Source organism: Bradyrhizobium sp. Leo170 (assembly GCF_004296405.1).
Classification (GTDB): Bacteria; Pseudomonadota; Alphaproteobacteria; order Rhizobiales; family Xanthobacteraceae; genus Bradyrhizobium.
Genome location: NZ_PSRR01000038.1, coordinates 1 through 19,405 on the forward strand (window position 1 = coordinate 1; position 19,405 = coordinate 19,405).

Genomic DNA, 19,405 nt, shown 5'->3' on the forward strand with positions numbered 1-19,405 from the left:
GGCAGCAATCTGAGCTTGCTGGGCGGCGGCCGCCGCCTGCTCCGCGGTTGCATTCACGGGCACGGAAACGCTCGAGCTCCCCAGCGGCCTTGCCTGTGCACCGAGACCGGCGGACAGCAAGGCTACCGCACTCACCCCCACAAGAAGAGCTGCACGATAGAAACCGATACCGTTTTGTCCGATCGCGAGACGGTTTGAAGTGCCCAACCCAACGCCGCTGCCGAGCCCATCTCGTCGCTTTGATGGCAGATATGATTGTGTTGACGGCATCAGCTCGGTCTCCAGCAGCAAAATCGGCAGCAATGCGCCACCGGGTCTGCGTCGCAGATGGCCGCGCATTCAGGGTCTGATTGTGAGACGAACGCCGAGGCACCGCAGCCAACCACCCGTCGCGATATTTTTTGTGAAAGTTTTGCTACGTCAGAACCACGATGCCGCCGGGCAGCGCCCGCACATTGGCGCCAAAAACGCTGTGGACATAGGAAATCACCTCGCCGATGCGCGCGAGTTCCAACGCCAGTAGCAGCCAAAGCCGACCCTATGCCAACGCACAAGCGTCTCGGGCCGGATGATGGTGAGAATCTCCAGGATTGATGGGAACCATTGATACAGCAGGATCAAGAACCAGCGATCCTGGTTCGTGAGCCGGACGCGACCGTGCAGCCTGCGCCTTAAGACAATCAACTGATGTCGAAGCACCGCGTTCTCCGCTTCGAGCCGCAACTTTGACTTGAACGGTGACCCAAGGACGGCCAGAGCAAAACACAACAGCCCGATCATTCTGCCAGCTTAAGCGATTCCATCGCGTCATCAACTCGGGTGAGGTTTTCGGTACACACAAGATCGGGCGTCATCGCGTTCAGGCTCTCGGGTTCGTTCAATATGAGGATTCCGACCGCGCCATCCCTATCCTGTTTCACTCCGGCCATTCTCTTCTCCTTGCAGCTTGTTTTTCCACCTGTGCCACGCTTCGGACGAGGCGGAGGTCTAAGCTGGCGTGCCGGCGACCGCCGCTTGTACGTTGGCACGCGAGAGCGAGCTGAACTCGATCTCCTGATAACCCTTCGCCGCAACGTCGTTGATGATGCCGACGAATTTCGGTGTGCCGCCGTTGTAGACGAAGTATCGGACGGTGCCTTCTTCGTGACCGGTGACGTTCGAATTGTAGCCGGTGAACCATGACTTGGCTTTGCGCATCAGCATGATCTCGTACATCTTGACCACATGCGCGGTCCAGCGCTCCTGCGCCTCGCGCGTGGCTTCGGCGCGGGTGTAGCCGCGGTCCCAGATGTATTGCAGCAGGTCCATGCACCAGTTGACGCCGTTCTCGATGCCGCGCGGGAAATTGGTCGAAGCGGACGCACTTTGCGGTCCGGTCGGCATCAAGAGATTGGGAAAGCCGTGGACAAGCATGCCGAGGAAGGTGGATGGTGCATGCTTCCATTTTCCGGCCAGCGTCTCGCCGCCCAGGCCGCGGATATCGATCAGGTCATAGGCGCCGGTGATGGCGTCGAATCCGGTGGCGTAGACGATGATGTCGACGTCATAGTCGCGCTCGGTGGTACGCAGGCCCTTCTCGGTGACGCGAACGAGCGGCGTCTGGCTGATATCGACGAGATGCACATTGTCGCGGTTATAGGCCTCAAGATACCTCGTCTCCAGCGGCAGGCGCTGCACCCCAAAGCCGTGATCCCTGGGGATTAGTTTTTCGGCCACTTTGGGATCCTTGACGCGGCGACGGATGCGATCGGCGATATATTGCGACAGCTCAGCATTGGCGGCTTCGTCCATGAATATTTCGCGGAAATTGGCGAGCCAGATACCGAAGCCGGGCTCATCATAGAGCTTGTCCCACAGGTCCACCCGCTCCCCGCGCGTCACCTCGTAGAAGCCGCGGCGATCGGGCCCGTGCAGGAAGCCGCCCGGCGTGCGGGCGCAAGCGGCAAAGATCTCGTCATAACGGGAGCGAATGTCGGCCATTTCCTCCTCGGAGATCGCGCTGTTGTTGAGCGGCGCGGTCCAGTTTGGCCGGCGCTGGAATACGGTGAGTCGGCCGACCTTGTCGGCGATCTCGCCGATCAACTGAATGCCGGTGGCGCCGGTGCCGATCACGGCCACTTTCTTGCCGGCGAGATCGACCGGCTCATGCGGCCAGTAGTAGGTGTGGAACGAGCGGCCCTGGAAGTCCCCGATGCCTTCCAGCCGCGGCATGGTCGGCGCTGAAAGCAGGCCGATCGCCAGAACCACGAAACGGCACGTCATCTCACGGCCGTCGCCGATCTTCACCTGCCACAGATCGCGCGTCGCGTCGAAGTGCAGCGCCTCGACCTTGCAATTGAACTGCATATGCTTGCGCAAATCGAATTTGTCGGCGACGTAGTTGAGGTAGCGCAAATTCTCCGGCTGGCCGGAAAAGCGCTCCTTCCAATGCCACTCGTCGAGGAGTTCGCGCGAGAACGAGAAGCCGTAAGTGTAGCTCTCGGAATCAAAGCGGCAACCGGGATAGCGGTTCCAGTACCAGGTGCCGCCGAGGCCGGCAGCCGAATCGAGTACGATGGCGTCGATGCCGAGCTCGACGAGCCGCTTGATCTGGTAAATGCCCGCCACGCCGGCGCCGACGACGATCACCTCGTAATGGGTTTTGGCCTCTCCCATCGTTTCCTGCTCCCGATTTCGTTTTGCGTCGGATTGGCTCGATTACAATCCCTTTCGCCGGCGCAAGCAACCACCCGCAGTCGAAAGACCGACGCGCGGCACCCGCGGATCGACAGGCGATTCACGATGACAGGCAGGCCCGCAGGAAACCCGACTCGGCAGCCTGCAGATCCGCCTCGTTAACGAGAACAACGAGCTGACGTTTAGTTAGTCGACCGTTCGTTCCTGGCGCGGGGTCAGCCCGAACTGCCCCCGGTAGGTTCGTGAAAAATGCATCGGGGTCGAAAAGCCGGTGGCAAGCGCGATCTCGCTGACCGGCATGGTGGTCTGCCTGAGCAACAGCCTCGCGCGCTCGATCCGTATCTGCAGGTAGCGTTTTTTGACCGTGGTGTGGAGATGTTGCGCGAACAGACGCTCAAGCTGGCGCACCGAGATACCCGCGAGTCCGGCCAGTCGTTTCGGTGCAAGCGGCACCTCGATATTCTGCTCCATGCGCGACAATGTCGCGACGAGCTTCGGGTGATGCACGCCGAAGCGCTCCGTCGGCGAAAGGCGCTGTGCAACCTCGCCGCGGCGAACCTCCGTCTGCAGGAACCAGTCGCTGACGGCTGCGGCGACCGATGACCCGTGATCGATGCGGATCAGCGCATGCATCATGTCGAGTGCCGCAATTCCGCCGGCGCAGGTGAAGCGGTCGCGATCGATCTCGAACAATGAATGGCCGAGGTGAAGGAACGGAAAGGTCTCGGTGAAGGCCGGGATGTGCTCCCAGTGCACCGTACATCTGTAGCCGTCGAGCAGCCCCGCTTTGGCGAGAAGATACGGCCCCGCCGACACCCCGCCCAGTCTCACGCCGTGGCGTGCGACCTTGCGCAGAAAGGCAAGCGTCGGCGGATGATGGAAGACTTGCGGATTGCCGCCGGCGCAAACGACGATGGTATCGAGCCGTCCGACATTGGCGATCGAGGCGTCCGCCTGGATACGCACGCCGTTCGAGGCGACGATCTCGTCACCCTGGATCGCGATATGCCGCCATCGATAGAGGTTCTTGCCGGTCAGGACGTTGGCGGCACGAAGCGGCTCGATGGCGGACGCATAGGACATCAGCGCAAATCCTGGGATCAGCAGGAAGCCAATCCGGCTGCTCCGCGGTTTGTCGCGAACAGACAATTTCTGGTCGTTTTTGGCCATGCGGTGACCTGGATATCAGCGCATTTTGCTGTCCACAAGCTCTCCACAGCGACCCACTCATGCGCTATTCGCTTTTCGCCCTCGCCCGCCAGGCCCTTCGCGGCAATCGCGACTGGCGGCCCGTATGGCGCGATGCCGAACCTCGCTCGAGCTACGACATCGTCATTGTCGGTGGCGGCGGGCACGGGCTCGCAACGGCCTATTATCTTGCGAAGCAGCACGGTGTGCGCAACGTCGCAGTCATCGAGAAGGGCTGGATCGGATCCGGCAACGCCGGACGTAACACGACGATCATCCGCTCCAACTACCTTCTGCCCGGCAACGAGCCCTTCTACGAATGGTCGATGAAGCTGTGGGAGGGCCTGGAGCAGGACCTGAACTATAACGCCATGGTGAGCCAGCGCGGCGTACTGAATGTCTATCATTCGGATGCGCAACGCGATGCGTTTGGTCGGCGCGGCAACGCCATGCGCCTGGCTGGCGCGGACGCCGAGATGCTCGATGCGGACGCTGTACGCCGCATGCTGCCATTCCTCGATTTCGACAACGCGCGCTTCCCCATCAAGGGCGGACTGCTGCAGCGGCGCGGCGGCACCGCCCGTCACGACGCGGTCGTCTGGGGATATGCCCGCGGCGCGAGCGATCGCGGCGTCGACATCATCCAGAACTGCGAGGTCACGGGCTTCCTGCGCGACGGCGATCGGGTCATCGGGGTCAACACGACCAGGGGAACCATCCGTTGCGGCAAGGTCGGACTTGCCGTCGCCGGCAGCAGTTCCCGGGTTGCCGGGCTGCTAGGCTTGCGGTTGCCGATCGAAAGCCACCTGCTGCAAGCCTTCGTCTCGGAAGCCATCAAGCCCCTGATCCCGTGCGTCGTCACTTTTGGCGCGGGGCACTTCTATGTCAGTCAGTCGGACAAGGGCGGCCTCGTCTTCGGCGGCGACATCGACGGCTACAACTCCTATGCCCAACGCGGCAACCTTCCTGTTGTCGAAGACGTGTGCGAAGGCGGCATGGCCTTGATGCCCGCGATCGGGCGGCTGCGGCTGCTACGCTCCTGGGCGGGTCTGGTCGACATGTCGATGGACGGTTCGCCGATCATCGACCGGACGCCGATCGACGGCCTCTATCTCAATGCCGGCTGGTGTTACGGCGGTTTCAAGGCGACGCCGGCATCCGGCTGGTGCTTCGCGCATCTTCTGGCGCGCGACCAGCATGATCCGGTTGCCGACGCCTATCGCCTCGATCGTTTCGAAACCGGGTACCTGATCGACGAAAAAGGTCAGGGCGCTCAACCCAATTTGCACTGAGACTTGGAGGCTGTCGGTCAAGAGACATGCGGATCCCCTGCCCCTATTGCGGTGAGCGTGACCTGAGCGAGTTCGTCTATTACGGCGATCCCGTTCCGCGCCCCGATCCGACCGCCGCCGATGCTCCGCGCAGATTCTACGAGGCGATGTATCTGCGCGACAACCCGGCCGGCCCGCACGAGGAGCTCTGGTATCACGCCAATGGATGCCGCGGATGGCTGCGCGTCAGCCGTGACACGCGCACGCATGATGTACTCGGCGCGAGCTTCGCGGGGAAATGAGCATGGGCGATCCGGCATCCCGAGCGGCGCGGCACAGGTTGAGCTCAGGCGGACTGGTCGACCGCAATCGGCGGCTGCTTTTCTCGTTCGACGGCAGGACATATGGCGGCTATGCCGGCGATACGCTCGCTTCGGCACTGCTCGGCAACGGCGTCAAGCTGCTCGGCCGATCGTTCAAATATCATCGGCCGCGCGGCATCCTCACCGCAGGCCCGGAAGAGCCCAATGCGCTCGTCGAACTGCGGAAGGGATCGCGCCGCGAGCCCAATACGCGTGCGACGACGGTCGAACTGTTCGACAGGCTGGAAGCGCAAAGCCAGAATCGCTGGCCGTCCCTGAAATTCGATGTTAGCGCGATCAATTCGCTGTTCTCGCCGCTGTTCGCCGCGGGCTTCTACTACAAGACCTTCATGTGGCCGGCCTGGTTCTGGGAAAAGGTCTATGAGCCTGCGATCCGCCGCGCCGCCGGCCTCGGGCGCGCCAGTGGCGAGGCCGATCCCGACAGCTACGAGAAGATGCGTGGCTTCTGCGATCTTCTCGTCATCGGCGCCGGACCGGCCGGCCTTGCTGCCGCACTCGGGGCCGGGCGCGCCGGCGCCCGCGTGATCTTGTGCGACGAGGACTACGTCCCGGGCGGCCGGCTTAACGGCGATGCGCGGGAGATCGACGACCACCCGGGCTCGACCTGGGCGCAGCACACAACGGCCGAACTCGACGCGATGACGAATGTGCGGGTGCTGCGCCGGACCACCGTGTTCGGTGCCTATGACGGCCGTACCTTCGGCGCGGTAGAGCGCGTGGCGGATCATCTTCCGTCACCGCCGCCGCACCAGCCGCGCCAGCGGCTGTGGAAGATCGTCGCCAGACAAAGCGTGCTGGCATCGGGCGCGATCGAACGGCACATCGTTTTCGGCGGCAACGACCGGCCCGGCGTGATGATGGCTTCGGCCGTGCGGACCTACCTGAACCGGTTCGCGGTAGCCCCGGGAAGACGGGCGGCCGTCTTCGCGAACTCCGACGACGCCTGGACGACGGCGCTCGACCTCGGAAAGGCCGGCGTTCAGGTCGAGGCGATCCTCGACACGCGGACGGAGATCGACCCGCACCTGGAGAACAAAGCCAAGCTTGGGGGAATTGCGATCTTTCGTGGCGCGCAGGTGCTCGATACGCATGGAACGCATGAACTGAGAGCCATTTCCGTTCGCAGCGCAGACGGGCAGACGCGCAAGCTTGCGGTCGACCTGCTCGCGGTGTCGGGCGGCTGGAATCCCAATCTGGGCCTGACCACCCATCTCGGCGGACGGCCGGACTGGTCGGATGCGCTGGCGGCGTTCGTCCCGGGCAAGGCGCCTCCCGGCATGACGGTGGCAGGCGCGGCGGGCGGCAGATTCACGCTGGTGGACGCGTTGCGTGCAGGCATGGCGGCAGGGACTGCTGCGGCGGAGGCGGCAGGATTTGTGGCACGACCTCAGCCCCTGCCCAAAGCCGATGACGACCATATCGGCGTCAGGCCGTTCTGGCATGTCGCCGCCTCCCGCTCGAAGGCCTTCGTCGATTTCCAGAACGATGTGACCAGCGAGGATGTCGCACTCGCCGCGCGTGAGGGATTCAAGTCAGTCGAGCTGCTGAAGCGCTATACGACGCTCGGCATGGCCACCGACCAGGGCAAGACCTCGAACGTCAACGGCCATGCGATGATGGCGCAATTGACCGGGCGGCCGATATCGGAGGTCGGGACCACCGTGTTCCGCCCACCCTACACGCCGGTGGCGATCGGCGCATTCGCCGGACATCATCGAGGCAGGCACTTCAGGCCGACCCGCCTCACCGCCGGACATCGCTGGGCCGAACAGCAGGGTGCAAGCTTCGTCGAAACCGGCCAGTGGCTGCGGGCGCAGTGGTTCGCGAAACCGGGCGAAGCCGACTGGCTGGCGACCGTCTCGCGAGAAGTCAGGGAGACCCGCTCAAGGGTCGGGGTGTGCGATGTCTCGACCCTTGGCAAGATCGATATCCAGGGCGCCGATGCCGGCCGTTTCCTCGACCGTATCTACGCCAACATGTTCTCGACCGTGCCGGTCGGCAAGGTCCGCTACGGCCTGATGCTACGCGAAGACGGCATCGCGATGGACGACGGGACCTCCGCCCGGTTTGCCGACGACCATTTCGTGATGTCGACGACCACGGCCAATGCGGGCAAGATCATGCAGCACCTGGAGCATGCCCGCCAGGTGCTTTGGCCCGAGCTCGACGTGCAGCTCGTCTCCGTAACAGAGCAATGGGCACAATATTCGATTGCCGGTCCTTGCTCGCGGGCGCTGCTGGAGCGCCTGCTGGGCGACGCGTTCGACGTCTCCGACGCGGCCCTGCCCTATCTCGGCTGCGCCGAATTCATCTGGCGCGGCGTGCTCACGCGAATCTTCCGCGTCTCCTTCTCGGGCGAGCTTGCCTATGAACTCGCAGTGCCCGCCAATTTCGGCGACGCCTCGATTCGAGCGATCATGGAAGCCGGCTCCGAATTCGGCGTCATCCCCTACGGCACCGAAGCGCTCGGCGTGATGCGCATCGAGAAAGGACACGTCGCCGGCAACGAACTCAACGGCATGACGACTGCGGCCGATCTGGGCCTTGGTCGCATGATGTCGAAGAAGAAGGATTTTATCGGCCGCCTGCTGGCGGAGCGCCCCGGACTCGTCGACCCGGAGCGGCCGGCGCTGGTCGGGATCCAGCCCATCGACAAGGCCACGCGGCTTCGCGCCGGCGCGCATGTTCTGGCGCCAGGAGCCCAGGCGACCATGGAGAACGACCAAGGCTATGTCACGTCGGTCGCTTTCTCGCCGATGCTCGGACACTGGATCGGTCTCGGCTTCATCAAGCGCGGGCCGGCGCGGATCGGACAACGCCTGCGCGCCTATGATCCGGTACGCGGCGGCGACACTGAGATCGAACTGGTCTCCCCCATCTTCTTTGATCTTGAAGGAAAGCGTCTCCATGGCTGACATGGCACTCTCCGGGCTGCCGGCCTTGCTGGCTGCAGGTCTGCCGCAGCAGCCCGGCGGCGGCGTGACGATCACCGAGCGCTGCGGTCTTGGGATCGCCACCATGCAGGCGCGCCACGGGCAGGACGCATCCTTGCGAGAACGCATCCGACAGCATTTCTTGCTCGAGCTGCCTGGTCGGCCCGCCATCGTGCGCGCCGGCTCCGTATCCTTCACCGGCATCGGTCCACATCATTGGCTGGCATTGAGCGAAGGCGGTGGCCACGTGTTCAGCGGCTCGCTCCGGGCGCTCGTCGCGCCGCTCGCCTCTGTATCCGATCAAAGCGGCGGCTATGTGGTGTTTCGCGTCGGCGGTCCCGCCATCCGGGACACGCTCGCCAAAGGCTTCCCCATCGACCTGGACCCGCGCGCGTTCAAGCCAGGCGACGCGGCGACCACGATCGTCTCGCATATCGGCGCCACCATCTGGCGGTGCGACGATGGCGCGGACGGCAGCGCCTGTTTCGAGATCGCCCTGTTCCGTAGCCTCTCCCAAAGCTTCTGGGAGTGGTTCGCGAGCAGCGCAGCCGAATTCGGCTGCCAATGGCAAGGGGCAGTCCAGCAATAGCTTCTCATCAGGACCTCACACCTTCAGCGCCGAAGCAATCCGCCATGCCGACCAACAGCCATATCCTGACATTCTCATGCCCGAACCGCCCCGGCATCGTCGCCGCCGTCGCCCGCGCCCTGTTCGAATGCGGTGGAAACATCCAGGAGGCGCATCAATATGACGACGTCGAGACCAACATCTTCTTCGCCCGCATCCGGTTCAACTTCGTAGCCAGCGGCGAGATCGCCGCCTTTCATGAGGCGCTTCTGTCACTCGCGGACAGCCTGCAGATGAAATGGACGATGCGTACCCAGGCCGAACGGCCGCGGCTCCTGATCCTGGTTTCGCGCTTCGATCATTGCCTTGCCGACCTGCTCTATCGCTGGCGGATCGGCGAGCTCGCGATCGACATCGCAGGCATCGTCTCGAACCATCCGCGCGAGACCTACATCCATCACGACCTGACCGGCATTCCCTTCGACCATCTCCCAGTCACTCCGCGGACCAAGCCGCAACAGGAAGCTGCGATCTGGAAGATCGTGGAGGAACGAAAGGTCGATCTCGTCGTCCTCGCGCGCTACATGCAGATCCTGTCGGACGAGTTGTCGGCCAAGCTCGCCGGACGCTGCATCAACATCCACCATTCCTTCCTGCCGGGCTTCAAGGGTGCGAGGCCCTACCACCAGGCCCACAGCCGTGGCGTCAAGCTGATCGGGGCGACCGCGCACTACGTGACGGCCGATCTCGACGAAGGGCCGATCATCGAGCAGGACGTCGAGCGCATCTCGCATCAGGATCAGCCGGACGACCTGGTCCGCAGGGGACGCGACATAGAGCGGCGCGTGCTGTCCCGGGCGGTGTTCTGGCATATCGACGGCCGCGTCATTCTCAACGGCGTCCGGACCGTGGTCTTCAGGGATTGAACGATGACAGCGACCATCATTGACGGCAATGCGGCGGCGGAGCGGCAGCGCCTTCAGATCGCAGCCGAGATCGCACGCTGGAAGGAGCAGCGCCGTTGCATTCCCGGACTGGCCGTGATCCTCGTCGGCAACGATCCCGCGAGCGAGGTCTATATCGGCTCGAAGGCACGTCAAACCGTTGCCGTTGGGATGCGCTCGTTCGAACACCGCCTTCCGGCCGAGACATCGCAGGACGAGCTGCTGGCGCTCATTTCGCGGCTGAACGCCGACGAAGAGGTCGACGGAATCCTGGTGCAGCTTCCGCTGCCGCAACATATCGACACGGAGTGCGTCATCCGCGCCGTCGATCCGGCCAAGGACGTCGACGGCTTCCATCCGGAAAATGCCGGACGCCTGATGCGGGGCCTGCCCAGCCTTGTGCCCTGCACGCCGCTCGGCTGCATGATGCTGCTGCAAACCGTAGCAACCGACCTGCGCGGCCTGCACGCCGTCGTGGTGGGACGATCGAACATCGTCGGCAAGCCGATCGCGCAACTGTTGCTGCAGGCCGACTGCACGGTGACGATGACCCATTCGCGCAGTCGCGACCTGCCGGCCGTCTGCCGCCAGGCCGACATATTGATCGCGGCCGTCGGCCGGCCGGAAATGGTCCGCGGCGACTGGATCAAGCCCGGCGCGATCGTGATCGATGTCGGCATCAACCGGTTGCCCACCGCAGGCGCAGCGAAGGGACGCTTGGTCGGCGACGTCGCCTTTGAAGAGGCCAGGCATATCGCCGGTGCGATCACGCCCGTTCCGGGCGGCGTCGGGCCGATGACGATCGCCTGCCTGCTGCAGAATACCCTGCTGGCCGCCGGCGGGCGCGGCAAGTAGGCAGCTCACCGCGTTTGGGGCGACCTCGTGCCGAAGCCGCGCGGCCGCCTCAATACTCAGGCCGACAGCCGCGCTGCGTTTCGCGCACTGAGCCACTCGGCAAGGCGACGCCGCGCTTCGCGCTTCTGCTCCTCGCCCATGCCACGTACCAACTCTTCGAGCTCGGCCATCGCAAGCCCGACGCCGTGCTGCGCCGCCGCGCTGAGCCAGACAAACGCCTCGATCGGATCGGCGGCAACGCCGAGTCCCTTGGCGTAGCAATAGCCGAGCCGTCCCTGCGACGGGTAATGTCCCCGCTCGGCGGCCCGGCGATACCATTCCACCGCCTGCTTCATATCAGCGTCCACGCCCTGTCCCTTGGTGAGCACGACGGCGTAGTTGAACTGGCCCAGCGCATCGCCCTGTTCGGCGGCCCGGTGAAACCATGACGCCGCCCGCACCGCATCGGTCGCGACGCCCTCGCCCTTGGCATACATCGCTCCGACATTGTTCGCCGCGAGCGGATTGCCTTTCTCGGCCGCGCGCAGATACAGCGCGAAGGCGCGCGTCGGATCCTTCTCGATCCCGAACCCGTTGGCATAGAGCGAACCGAGCCATGCCTCGGCCTCGGCATCGCCGCGTTCGGCGAGCGGCTCCCAGATTTCGCGCGCTTTCGCGTAGTCGCGATCGATAAAGGCGGCTTCTCCATCGGCGGTGGTCAGCATGGGCTTCTCCTCATTGACGCGTGTGGGGTGCCATCTTGAACAGATACACACAGTCGAAATCGTTGGAGTCGCCCGCCGGCTGGACGCCCGCCGTCTTCAGATGACCCACGAAATAATCATAGACCGTGCGCGCCGCCCGGTGAGTCAGGAGCTGCTTGTAAAGCCAGGGATCCGCGTCGGCACGCACGCCGTGCTGCTCGAACAGCGTCTGTTTCGGCGCGTCGGAGATGCCGACGCACCAGCTCGAAAACGACTGATCGAATTCCTTGATGTAGGCGAGGAATTCGTACTTGACCTGCTGTACGCTGAAAACCATGCACCTCCTCCCTTCAAGCTCGCATCAAGGGGGCACTCCAGTAGGCGACATGATGTCGGGTGACCCGCTCAATCAAGGCCTGGTTGAACAGCCAGCCGGCGCGGCTTGACTCGGACGGATCCGACGCGAGCGAGAGCTCAATCTTCTCCTGCAGCGAGGACGCCTGCCCGGCGGCCTGGTCGAGCAGGCGCATGAGGCCGCCGCATGCGGCCTCATGTGCGGAACGCGAGAGCTCAGGCGGGCTGAAGAAGGAGAGCCGCCAGAGCGTCTGGTCCAGTGCGGTCGGCTGCAACACCACCACAAGGGTTGCGTAGCGGGACCGGACAAGAACGAGATTGGGAAACGTCGATTCGGCGCTGACATGGTTGGTGGCGCCGCCACCGGCGAGGCTGGAGCGCGCGATGTCGACGATCGTCGCACCCGCAAGCTTCCAGTTCGAACGGTGTTCCTGCCAGTGACCTTCCAGGCGCACAAGATTCTCCGTCCATTCCGGAAGCAGCGGCCGCTGTTCGGCGTCCAGCGTCGGATCGATGTTCGCGAAGATCAGCGGGCCAGAGGTCCTGACCTTCACCGGCAGAAGGCGCTCCGGCACGGCACCGAGATACTGACCCATCTGCGGCGACATCTCGGCGAGGGCGTTGGCGAGGATGACGTCGCGGTCGCGGCTGAATCCGCAGGAGGTGTAGGAACATCTGGTCTTCTTGCCGGTGCGGCACTGTGCCGGTATCGTCCGGCAGCCGCCGTGCTGCGCCTTGTTAAACCGTCCCTGCAAACCGCCATCGGGCAATCGCTGAACGTGGATCGCGTGCTGGCCGATCGTGTAGGGAAGCAGATCGAGCGGATCGGGGATTTCGGGCGACGTGCCGATGCAGACCCAGTCCCGCGTCCAGACCTTTTCGTTCTCGAGGCGTTCGAACACCTCCGATGTATAGGCGCGGCGGGGAAGCATCGTCGCGAGCCCGAACGGCGCGCGACACGATGAATAGAGCCGGGGATCGAGGAAATCGATACCCGCGTCGATATAGACCGTATCCGGATGAGTCAGCATCGTTGCGCCTCCGTCACGGAGGCGGCGCTGGCAAAAACCCGCGCCGCCTTCGTCGTCCTCTCCTGCGCTACTTGCGCGCCTTGTTCATGGGCTGGTCGTAGTCGGCGCGGCCACGATGGATGATCGCCTCCGGATCTGGCATCGGCAATGGACCGTCCTGCATGAAGCGGTTCAGTACGTTGCCGACCAGCGTCGAGATGTTGTTGTCGCCGTTGTTCCAGGGCAGCGCGCCGCAGAAGGCGATCGACGAGAACGCGAACGATCCGCCACCGTTTGGCGTCTCATGATAGGCGATGTCGGAGCGCACGCGCGGGTGCTGAGTTCCGTCAAGGCCCTGCTGGTTGAAGCCGTAGTCCTCCATGACCAGCAGATAGCCTTCTGTGTGGCGGCCTGCGGAGGTTGCCACCACCAGCGTGTGCGGCGGGCTGCCGAGCATGGTATCCACGATGTCGAGCTCGGTGCCCGCGGCGCCGCCGCCGACGAGACCGAAATTGCCGAGCTTCTCGTCGTAGGAGATGCCCTCGAAGGCCCAGGCTACGCGCGTGTCGTTGCTCTCCGGAGTCCTCGAATAGTAGGTCGAGATGTCGAAACCTTCCGACGACATGCCCGTGCCGGCTACCGTATGCAGATAGCGTCCGCGGAACCGCCACATGCCGCCGAGTTCGCCCGTGCCCTGGTGATAATATTCGCCGGGATCGGCACGCCAGGTGCGAATGCCGCTTTCGCAGCGCCTCATCTCCGTGACGATGCCGCGACCCTGTCCGTCATATGCGGGATGATAGGAGTGCACCCAGTACCAGCCGTCCGCGCCCATATACATGAAGCGGCCGCCGCGCTGCATGTAGTTGTGGAGCGCGTCGAGCTGCGGTCCGCTGTTATGCTCGGGATGCGAGCCGGTGATGATGACATTGTAGTTCTCAAGCCGCGCAAGGCCGTCATAAGTGGCGTCCTCGTCGGTGATCACGTCATACTCGTAGCCCTTCTTCTCCAGCCAGTAGATCATGTGCAGATCGGCCGGGTATTGCCAGGGTGCCTGCGCCAGGAAGTGATCGTACTTCGGCCGGATGCTGAGGATCGGCCGCAGCCGCGACGACAGGCAAAGACCGCTGCCATCGGTATGGGTGTCGTAGATCGATCCACCGTATTCGCGATGCTCCGACAGGAACATGTTCTGCTGCTGCATGATCGGCACCCGATAGACCAGCAGTTCGGCGCCGCCGGCATTGTTGGCGAGATGCTCGTTGGCATAGGCCATGTAGCTGATGGTCGGCACCATGAAGGCGATCTTCGCGGTCTCTTCGCCGACGCGAGGCACCACCCAGAACGGGATGTAGTCCTCGCTTCCGTCCTTCGCCGTCAGCTTCGCGGCGTAGAACTTGCTGCCCGTGCCCTTCGGCACGTTCCACTCGAAGCTCGTGCTCCAGCGGGCGTCATCGATATCGTCGTCATGGAAATGGATGGCGCCGTATTGTTCCGGTGCGACCTTCCAGTCGAACACCTGGCCTTCCCAGTTGTAGCCGGTCATCGCCCGGGTTGGGCAATTGACGATCGTGGCATGGAACAAATATGGCCCCTTGTCTTTCCCGACCAGCGTGTTGATCCCGTCGGAGAAATCCCATGATGCGACGATGGCCTCGGAGAGCTTGCCGGTCGGGCCCGAATTGCGCCGCTCGCTGAGACCCGGTTGCGCACCGAGCTTCATGGTCTCGATCTCGAGCCGGCTCAGCGCCCTGTTGCAGATCCGCGGACTGTCGATCTTGCCGTTGTAATGTCCCTTGATGAGGATGCCCGCCGGCACCGAAGCCTTGCCCTGCGGGGCGTCGCTGAACGAGCCGCAATAGCCGGCGATCACGGTCGGCGTTCCCGGCGCATAGGTGAGCTTGGTCGAGAGTTTCTTCGTGACCGGCGGTATCTCCGGATCAAGTGCGTAGACGATCTGCGGCTCGTGATAGAGAATGGCTTCTCCGGTCTTGGCATCGAACGACGCCGCCACGAAGTGCCAGGCATGATCGCGAAGCGGCGCGCCGGTGGTGATGACCTGGTCGTTGACGCGGAATTCGACGCAGCCCGCTTCGTTGATGAAGAGCCCGTATCCGTTGCCGTCGTGCCACTTGGTGACCAAGCCCTGCGCGCCGTGCTTCCAGTATTTGGGATGCGTCTTCGGCGCGGTCGGCCAGATCCAGCACTGCAGCGTTACGCTTTCCAGACAGAATTGCGGCTTGTCGACCACGAATCCGTAGGAGCCGCTGTAGATCTCCTGCTTCATGCCCTTGTACGTGCCGTTGCAGGAAGCCTGGATCTTCTCCTCGATGAATCCCGGCCCGCGCGGATTGGTGTCGGCATGGATCATCTTGACGATCTCCGCCTGGTAGTCGGCCGGTCCGTCGCAATTGACAAAAAACTTGATGGTGTCTCCCGGATGGACGCTGAACTTGTCAGCGTAGCCGGTGATCGTCATCCAACTCATGATTGTGCCCTCAACAGTTGACTTTTCTCATTGAACCTTCAGGTCGTCGCCCACATGTCGTCTCGGCGTTTCCATCCCTCGCGGAAGTGTTCCGGGAAACCGTCGTACTCAGCGAACTCCTCCAGCCGCATCAGAAAGATGTCATGCTGCGGGTCCTGCTCATTGTCATAGACCTTGTCGTTGATGAATTCCGGCGGCACGCCGCGGATGCCGGAAAGGCAGGCGATGCGCCACTCCTTTTCGACCTTGGTGCAGACGACGACGAGCTTGCCTTTCGCCGGCTGCGCCCGCATGCGCAGCAGGACGCGATTGAGCTGGAAGTCCTCGTGAATGCCTCCCGTGACCGTGGTGGTGTCGCCCGGCGTCGCGCATTTGAGCACGCTGTTGCCGGCGACCCCCTTCATGGAGTCGATGCATTCCTTGTGCTCCTTGATCATGCGCTGCGCATCGGACGAAGAGGGCCGGGGTATCGGAATCATCTATCTGCTCCGTGTTGACTAGATGGTGAGATACTTGTGGATCACGTCATCGGTGAGTTCGGCCATCGGGCCGCTGGCGACCACGCGTCCATTGTCGACCATGAGGAACGCATCCCCCAGCCGCCGAGCCACGCGGATGTGCTGCTCGGTCAGGAGAAGCGTGATGCCGAGCTTGCGGTTGAGCGTCAGCAAGGTTTCGCCGATCTCATGCACGATATTGGGCTGGATGCCCTCGGTGGGCTCGTCGAGCAGAAGGATCTTCGGATCGACCGCCAACCCGCGTGCAATCGCAAGCTGCTGTTTCTGTCCGCCGGACAGGAGGCCTGCCCGGCGGTCGAGATTAGCCTTCAGATAGGGGAACATCTGGAGGCAAACCTCGGGAATCTCGGGACGGCCATCGTGGCGTGCGAAGGTGCCCAGGAGAATGTTCTCTCGGACGGTGAACTCCGAGAGAATTCCGCGCCCCTGCGGCACGTAACCGATACCGAGCCTGGCCCGGAGATGGGTTGGCGAGGACGCAATGTCCTGCCCCTCGATGGTGATCTCGCCAACCGACCTGTCGGTCAGGCCCATGATCGTTCGCATCAACGTGGTCTTGCCGACGCCATTGCGGCCGAGCACACAGAGGCACTTGCCCTCTTCCACGCCGAAGGAGAAATCCTTCAGGATTGGCGTCTTGCCGTAATAGGAGGTGACGCGGTCCATCGACAGCAACATGGTCACGCGTCCTCCGTCTCGCCGAGATAGACCTCGCGCACGCGTTCATTGGCCTCGATGTCGCCGATCGATCCATGGGCGAGCAAGCTGCCCATATGCATCACCGTGACCATGTCGGCGATCTGGCGGACGAAGGCCATGTCGTGCTCGACGACGACGAGCGTGTTGGTCTGCTTGAGGCGGTTGAATATCTCAGCGGTCTTCTCGATCTCGGATTCGGTCATGCCGGCGACCGGTTCGTCCAACAGAAGAAGGCGCGGATTCTGCATCAGCACCATCCCGATCTCGAGCCACTGGGTCTCGCCGTGCGACAGGATGCCCGCTTCGACGTTCAGGCGGTTGCCAAGCCCCGTCAGCGCGAGGATCTCCTCGAGCTTCTCGGCGAAGAACGGCTCCCTGAAGCGGAAGAAATTCTTCAGCGGGTTGGTGCTGCGGCTGTAAGCGACTTCGAGGTTCTGCCGTACCTTCAGATCGCGGAACACCGCGGGCACCTGGAATTTGCGGCCGATGCCGCGCCGGGCGATCTCGTGCTCGTCGAGACCGGTGATATCGTCATCGCAGAACAGAATCCGGCCCGAGGTCGGCTTCTGCCGGCCGGTGATCAGGTCCATGGTCGTGGTCTTGCCGGCGCCGTTCGGCCCGACGAGGCAGCACAGCGTTTGTTCCACGAGCTCGAAGCTGAAGTCGTTGATCACCGAGACGGTGTCGAAGCTCTTGCAGAGGTTGCGGATTTCCAGGAACCCCATGACCGCCCCCTACTCGCCTGGCTGCGGATAGAGGCGCGGGGCGGAAACGCCGTTGCCGCCCTTCTTCGAGCCGATCGAGATCCGGCCCAGCGCACTTTCGACCAGCCCGATCAGTCCCTTCGGCAGGAAGCGCACGACCAGGATGAAGAATCCGCCGAGGATCAGGAGCCAGGTATTGAGGAACGCGTCGCCCAGATAGCTCTGCGCGCCCTGAATCAGGAAGGCGCCGAGGATGGCGCCCATCAGCGACATGCGCCCGCCGATGCCGGCCCAGATCACTATCGAAAGGCTGAAGGTGGTATCGAACTGTGCCGGCGAGACATATTGCGTCAGGATGACCCAGCAGCAGCCGGCCACGGCGGCAAAGAGGCCGGACACGGTGTAGATGGCGGTCTCGTAGCCGGCAACATTGTAGCCGAGGAAGCGGACCCGCTCGGCGTCATTTCGGATCGACTGTACGACGAGGCCGAACCGGCTGAGCGTCATCAGCTTGGCCACCACAGTTGCGGCGATCAACAGACCGAGCACCAGCCAGTAGGCGCCCGGGCTATAGGGATCGACCACCAGTTCCCCGAGCTTCAGGGCAGCCGGCGGCGTGATGCCGTTGACGCCGTTGGTGTAAGGTTGAATGTCGAGGATCAGCGTGTACCACGCGCTCAGCATCGCGAGCGTCATGATCGCAAAGAACGGGCCGGACACGCGGGCGCGGAACATCAGCCCGCCGAAGATCGCGCAGAACAGCGTCGGGACAACGAGCGCCAGCACGATGCCGACCGTCGTATTGCCAAAGGGTACCCAGAACAGCGGGAGGTGATCCAGGCTGTTGTTGAGCATGAAGGGCGGCATCGGGTTCGATTCGTCTTGCGACTGCATCTGCATGGTCATCGCCATGCCGTAGGCGCCAAGACCAAAGGGAATGCCCTGTCCGAGATTGAGGATGCCACCGAAGCCCCAGCACAGGCTGACGGAAAGCGCGAGCATTGCGAACACGCCATATGTCGAGAGCTGATTAAGCAGGAAATTATCGCTCACGACCAAAGGCACCATTGCAAGCACGGCATAGAAGACCAGATAGGCCAGCCATTGCGCGCTTACCTTGTGATAGAGATTCATTTCGCCATTCCCTTCCCGATCCCGGTGCCGCAGCCTTCACCGACGCTTTGCGGATGGCGCGAACAAGCCCTGTGGCCGTATCCGGAGGAACACCACGATCATCACGAACAGCACGAAGCGGGCGAAAGTGTCGTTGGTGAAATAGGCGAAGATCGATTGCAGTTCGCCGGTCGCGCCACCCGCTGCCACGCTGCCCGCCAGCGTGCCGCCGCCGACCACGACCACCAGGAAGGCTTGCACCACATAGGCCGCCCCCATCGTGGGCAGAACGATATTGAGAACACCGAAAAGAGATCCCGCGAGACCGGCAAGGCCCGCGCCAAGCGCGAAGGTCAGCATGTAGACGCGATCGGCATTGACGCCGAAGGACGCCGCCATCTCCTTGTCCTGCATCACCGCGCGCACCTGAACACCGAAACGCGTCCGGTAGAACAGGGCCCAGAGCGCCACGACGACCGCGATGGTGACCAGGAGCACCACTACGCGGAAAACGGAAATATTGACGAAGGCGAACTGGATGTTGCTCGAGAAGATCGGCGGTACCGCAAGATATTTGGGATCGCTGCCGAAGATCAGTCGCACCCCCTGCATGAGCACAAGCGATACGCCGAACGTGGCAAGCAGCGTATCCAACGGGCGTTTGTAGAGGTAGCGGATCAATCCGCGTTCCAGGATCAGGCCGACCGCGACAACGATCAGGAAAGAAGCCGGAACGCACAACAGAAAAGGCAGCCCGAGGAAGCTCTGCAACATGTACGAACTGTAGGCGCCGAGCATGATGAACTCGCCATGGGCCATGTTGATCACGCCGACCGCGCCATAGATGATCGTGAGCCCCAACGCAGCAATCAGCCAGATGCTGGCAATGCTGATTCCGAGGATCAGCGCGTTGATGAACGCGCTGAGATCGAAGGACGTGAAGAACGATCCGACCGCCATAGCTCGCTCCGTGCCAAGCCGACCGTGGCGCGCGACGCGCACGCCACGGCTGCTGTTT

The 19,405-nt window shown here is 63.1% G+C and carries 19 protein-coding genes; 6 read left to right on the plus strand and 13 right to left on the minus strand.

The annotated features are described in order from the left end of the window. The 4 genes from CWO89_RS46875 to CWO89_RS09695 form a co-directional block, all read right to left on the minus strand. Positions 1 to 339 (minus strand): hypothetical protein (locus CWO89_RS46875; RefSeq protein ID WP_207234441.1); only part of this gene is annotated, 339 nt, incomplete at its 3' end. Between the two features lie 437 nt (positions 340 to 776). After that, positions 777 to 929, minus strand: a complete 153-nt coding sequence (locus tag CWO89_RS47745; RefSeq protein WP_245475919.1) for a hypothetical protein — start codon at positions 927 to 929, stop codon at positions 777 to 779. A gap of 58 nt (positions 930 to 987) precedes the next feature. Then, the gene (locus CWO89_RS09690; protein WP_130578400.1) at positions 988 to 2,655 is read right to left on the minus strand and encodes a flavin-containing monooxygenase; all 1,668 of its coding nucleotides are present in this window, start codon (positions 2,653 to 2,655) and stop codon (positions 988 to 990) included. Between the two features lie 207 nt (positions 2,656 to 2,862). After that, positions 2,863 to 3,825 (minus strand): GlxA family transcriptional regulator, encoded by a 963-nt coding sequence (locus CWO89_RS09695; protein ID WP_394566040.1) that lies wholly within the window; start codon positions 3,823 to 3,825, stop codon positions 2,863 to 2,865. A gap of 80 nt (positions 3,826 to 3,905) precedes the next feature. Between CWO89_RS09695 and CWO89_RS09700 the strand changes: the two genes are divergently transcribed. From CWO89_RS09700 to folD, 6 genes are read left to right on the plus strand one after another with little or no spacing between them, the layout of a single operon-like run. Continuing rightward, complete coding sequence (locus tag CWO89_RS09700) at positions 3,906 to 5,156, plus strand: sarcosine oxidase subunit beta family protein (protein WP_130578401.1); 1,251 nt, start codon at positions 3,906 to 3,908, stop codon at positions 5,154 to 5,156. 26 nt (positions 5,157 to 5,182) lie between these two features. Next, positions 5,183 to 5,437 carry a sarcosine oxidase subunit delta gene (locus CWO89_RS09705; protein WP_130578402.1) on the plus strand — a complete coding sequence of 85 codons (255 nt, stop codon included), beginning with the start codon at positions 5,183 to 5,185 and terminating at the stop codon, positions 5,435 to 5,437. A gap of 2 nt (positions 5,438 to 5,439) precedes the next feature. Continuing rightward, positions 5,440 to 8,433, plus strand: a complete 2,994-nt coding sequence (locus tag CWO89_RS09710; protein ID WP_130578403.1) for a sarcosine oxidase subunit alpha family protein — start codon at positions 5,440 to 5,442, stop codon at positions 8,431 to 8,433. Continuing rightward, the gene (locus tag CWO89_RS09715) at positions 8,408 to 9,040 is read left to right on the plus strand and encodes a sarcosine oxidase subunit gamma (protein ID WP_245475921.1); all 633 of its coding nucleotides are present in this window, start codon (positions 8,408 to 8,410) and stop codon (positions 9,038 to 9,040) included. Before CWO89_RS09710 ends, CWO89_RS09715 begins: the two co-directional genes overlap by 26 nt. Before the next feature lie 44 nt (positions 9,041 to 9,084). Further along, a complete protein-coding gene (purU, locus tag CWO89_RS09720; RefSeq protein WP_130578404.1) occupies positions 9,085 to 9,945 on the plus strand; it encodes a formyltetrahydrofolate deformylase in 861 nt (286 codons plus the stop codon). Positions 9,946 to 9,948: 3 nt separating this feature from the next. Beyond that, positions 9,949 to 10,818 carry a bifunctional methylenetetrahydrofolate dehydrogenase/methenyltetrahydrofolate cyclohydrolase FolD gene (gene folD, locus CWO89_RS09725; RefSeq protein WP_130578405.1) on the plus strand — a complete coding sequence of 290 codons (870 nt, stop codon included), beginning with the start codon at positions 9,949 to 9,951 and terminating at the stop codon, positions 10,816 to 10,818. A gap of 56 nt (positions 10,819 to 10,874) precedes the next feature. Here the strand turns inward: folD and CWO89_RS09730 are convergent, their stop codons facing one another. From CWO89_RS09730 to urtB, 9 genes are all read right to left on the minus strand, one after another. Further along, entirely contained in the window at positions 10,875 to 11,522 is a 648-nt protein-coding gene (locus CWO89_RS09730; RefSeq protein WP_130578406.1) for a tetratricopeptide repeat protein, read from the minus strand. Positions 11,523 to 11,532: 10 nt separating this feature from the next. Continuing rightward, on the minus strand, positions 11,533 to 11,838 hold the full coding sequence (locus CWO89_RS09735; RefSeq protein ID WP_130578407.1) for a hypothetical protein: 306 nt from the start codon (positions 11,836 to 11,838) through the stop codon (positions 11,533 to 11,535). A 13-nt stretch (positions 11,839 to 11,851) separates the two neighbouring features. Next, a complete protein-coding gene (locus tag CWO89_RS09740; RefSeq protein ID WP_130578408.1) occupies positions 11,852 to 12,886 on the minus strand; it encodes a Rieske (2Fe-2S) protein in 1,035 nt (344 codons plus the stop codon). A gap of 67 nt (positions 12,887 to 12,953) precedes the next feature. Continuing rightward, positions 12,954 to 15,353: a N,N-dimethylformamidase beta subunit family domain-containing protein gene (locus CWO89_RS09745; protein WP_130578409.1), complete on the minus strand. Its 2,400-nt coding sequence runs from the start codon at positions 15,351 to 15,353 to the stop codon at positions 12,954 to 12,956. Between the two features lie 38 nt (positions 15,354 to 15,391). Next, positions 15,392 to 15,832, minus strand: a complete 441-nt coding sequence (locus CWO89_RS09750) for a N,N-dimethylformamidase alpha subunit family protein (RefSeq protein ID WP_130578410.1) — start codon at positions 15,830 to 15,832, stop codon at positions 15,392 to 15,394. Positions 15,833 to 15,850: 18 nt separating this feature from the next. Beyond that, positions 15,851 to 16,549: an urea ABC transporter ATP-binding subunit UrtE gene (gene urtE / locus CWO89_RS09755; protein ID WP_130578434.1), complete on the minus strand. Its 699-nt coding sequence runs from the start codon at positions 16,547 to 16,549 to the stop codon at positions 15,851 to 15,853. A gap of 2 nt (positions 16,550 to 16,551) precedes the next feature. Continuing rightward, a complete protein-coding gene (gene urtD, locus CWO89_RS09760) occupies positions 16,552 to 17,295 on the minus strand; it encodes an urea ABC transporter ATP-binding protein UrtD (protein WP_130578411.1) in 744 nt (247 codons plus the stop codon). 9 nt (positions 17,296 to 17,304) lie between these two features. Further along, positions 17,305 to 18,408: an urea ABC transporter permease subunit UrtC gene (gene urtC, locus CWO89_RS09765; protein ID WP_130578412.1), complete on the minus strand. Its 1,104-nt coding sequence runs from the start codon at positions 18,406 to 18,408 to the stop codon at positions 17,305 to 17,307. Between the two features lie 36 nt (positions 18,409 to 18,444). Next, the gene (gene urtB, locus CWO89_RS09770; RefSeq protein ID WP_130578413.1) at positions 18,445 to 19,347 is read right to left on the minus strand and encodes an urea ABC transporter permease subunit UrtB; all 903 of its coding nucleotides are present in this window, start codon (positions 19,345 to 19,347) and stop codon (positions 18,445 to 18,447) included. Positions 19,348 to 19,405 lie beyond the last annotated feature (58 nt).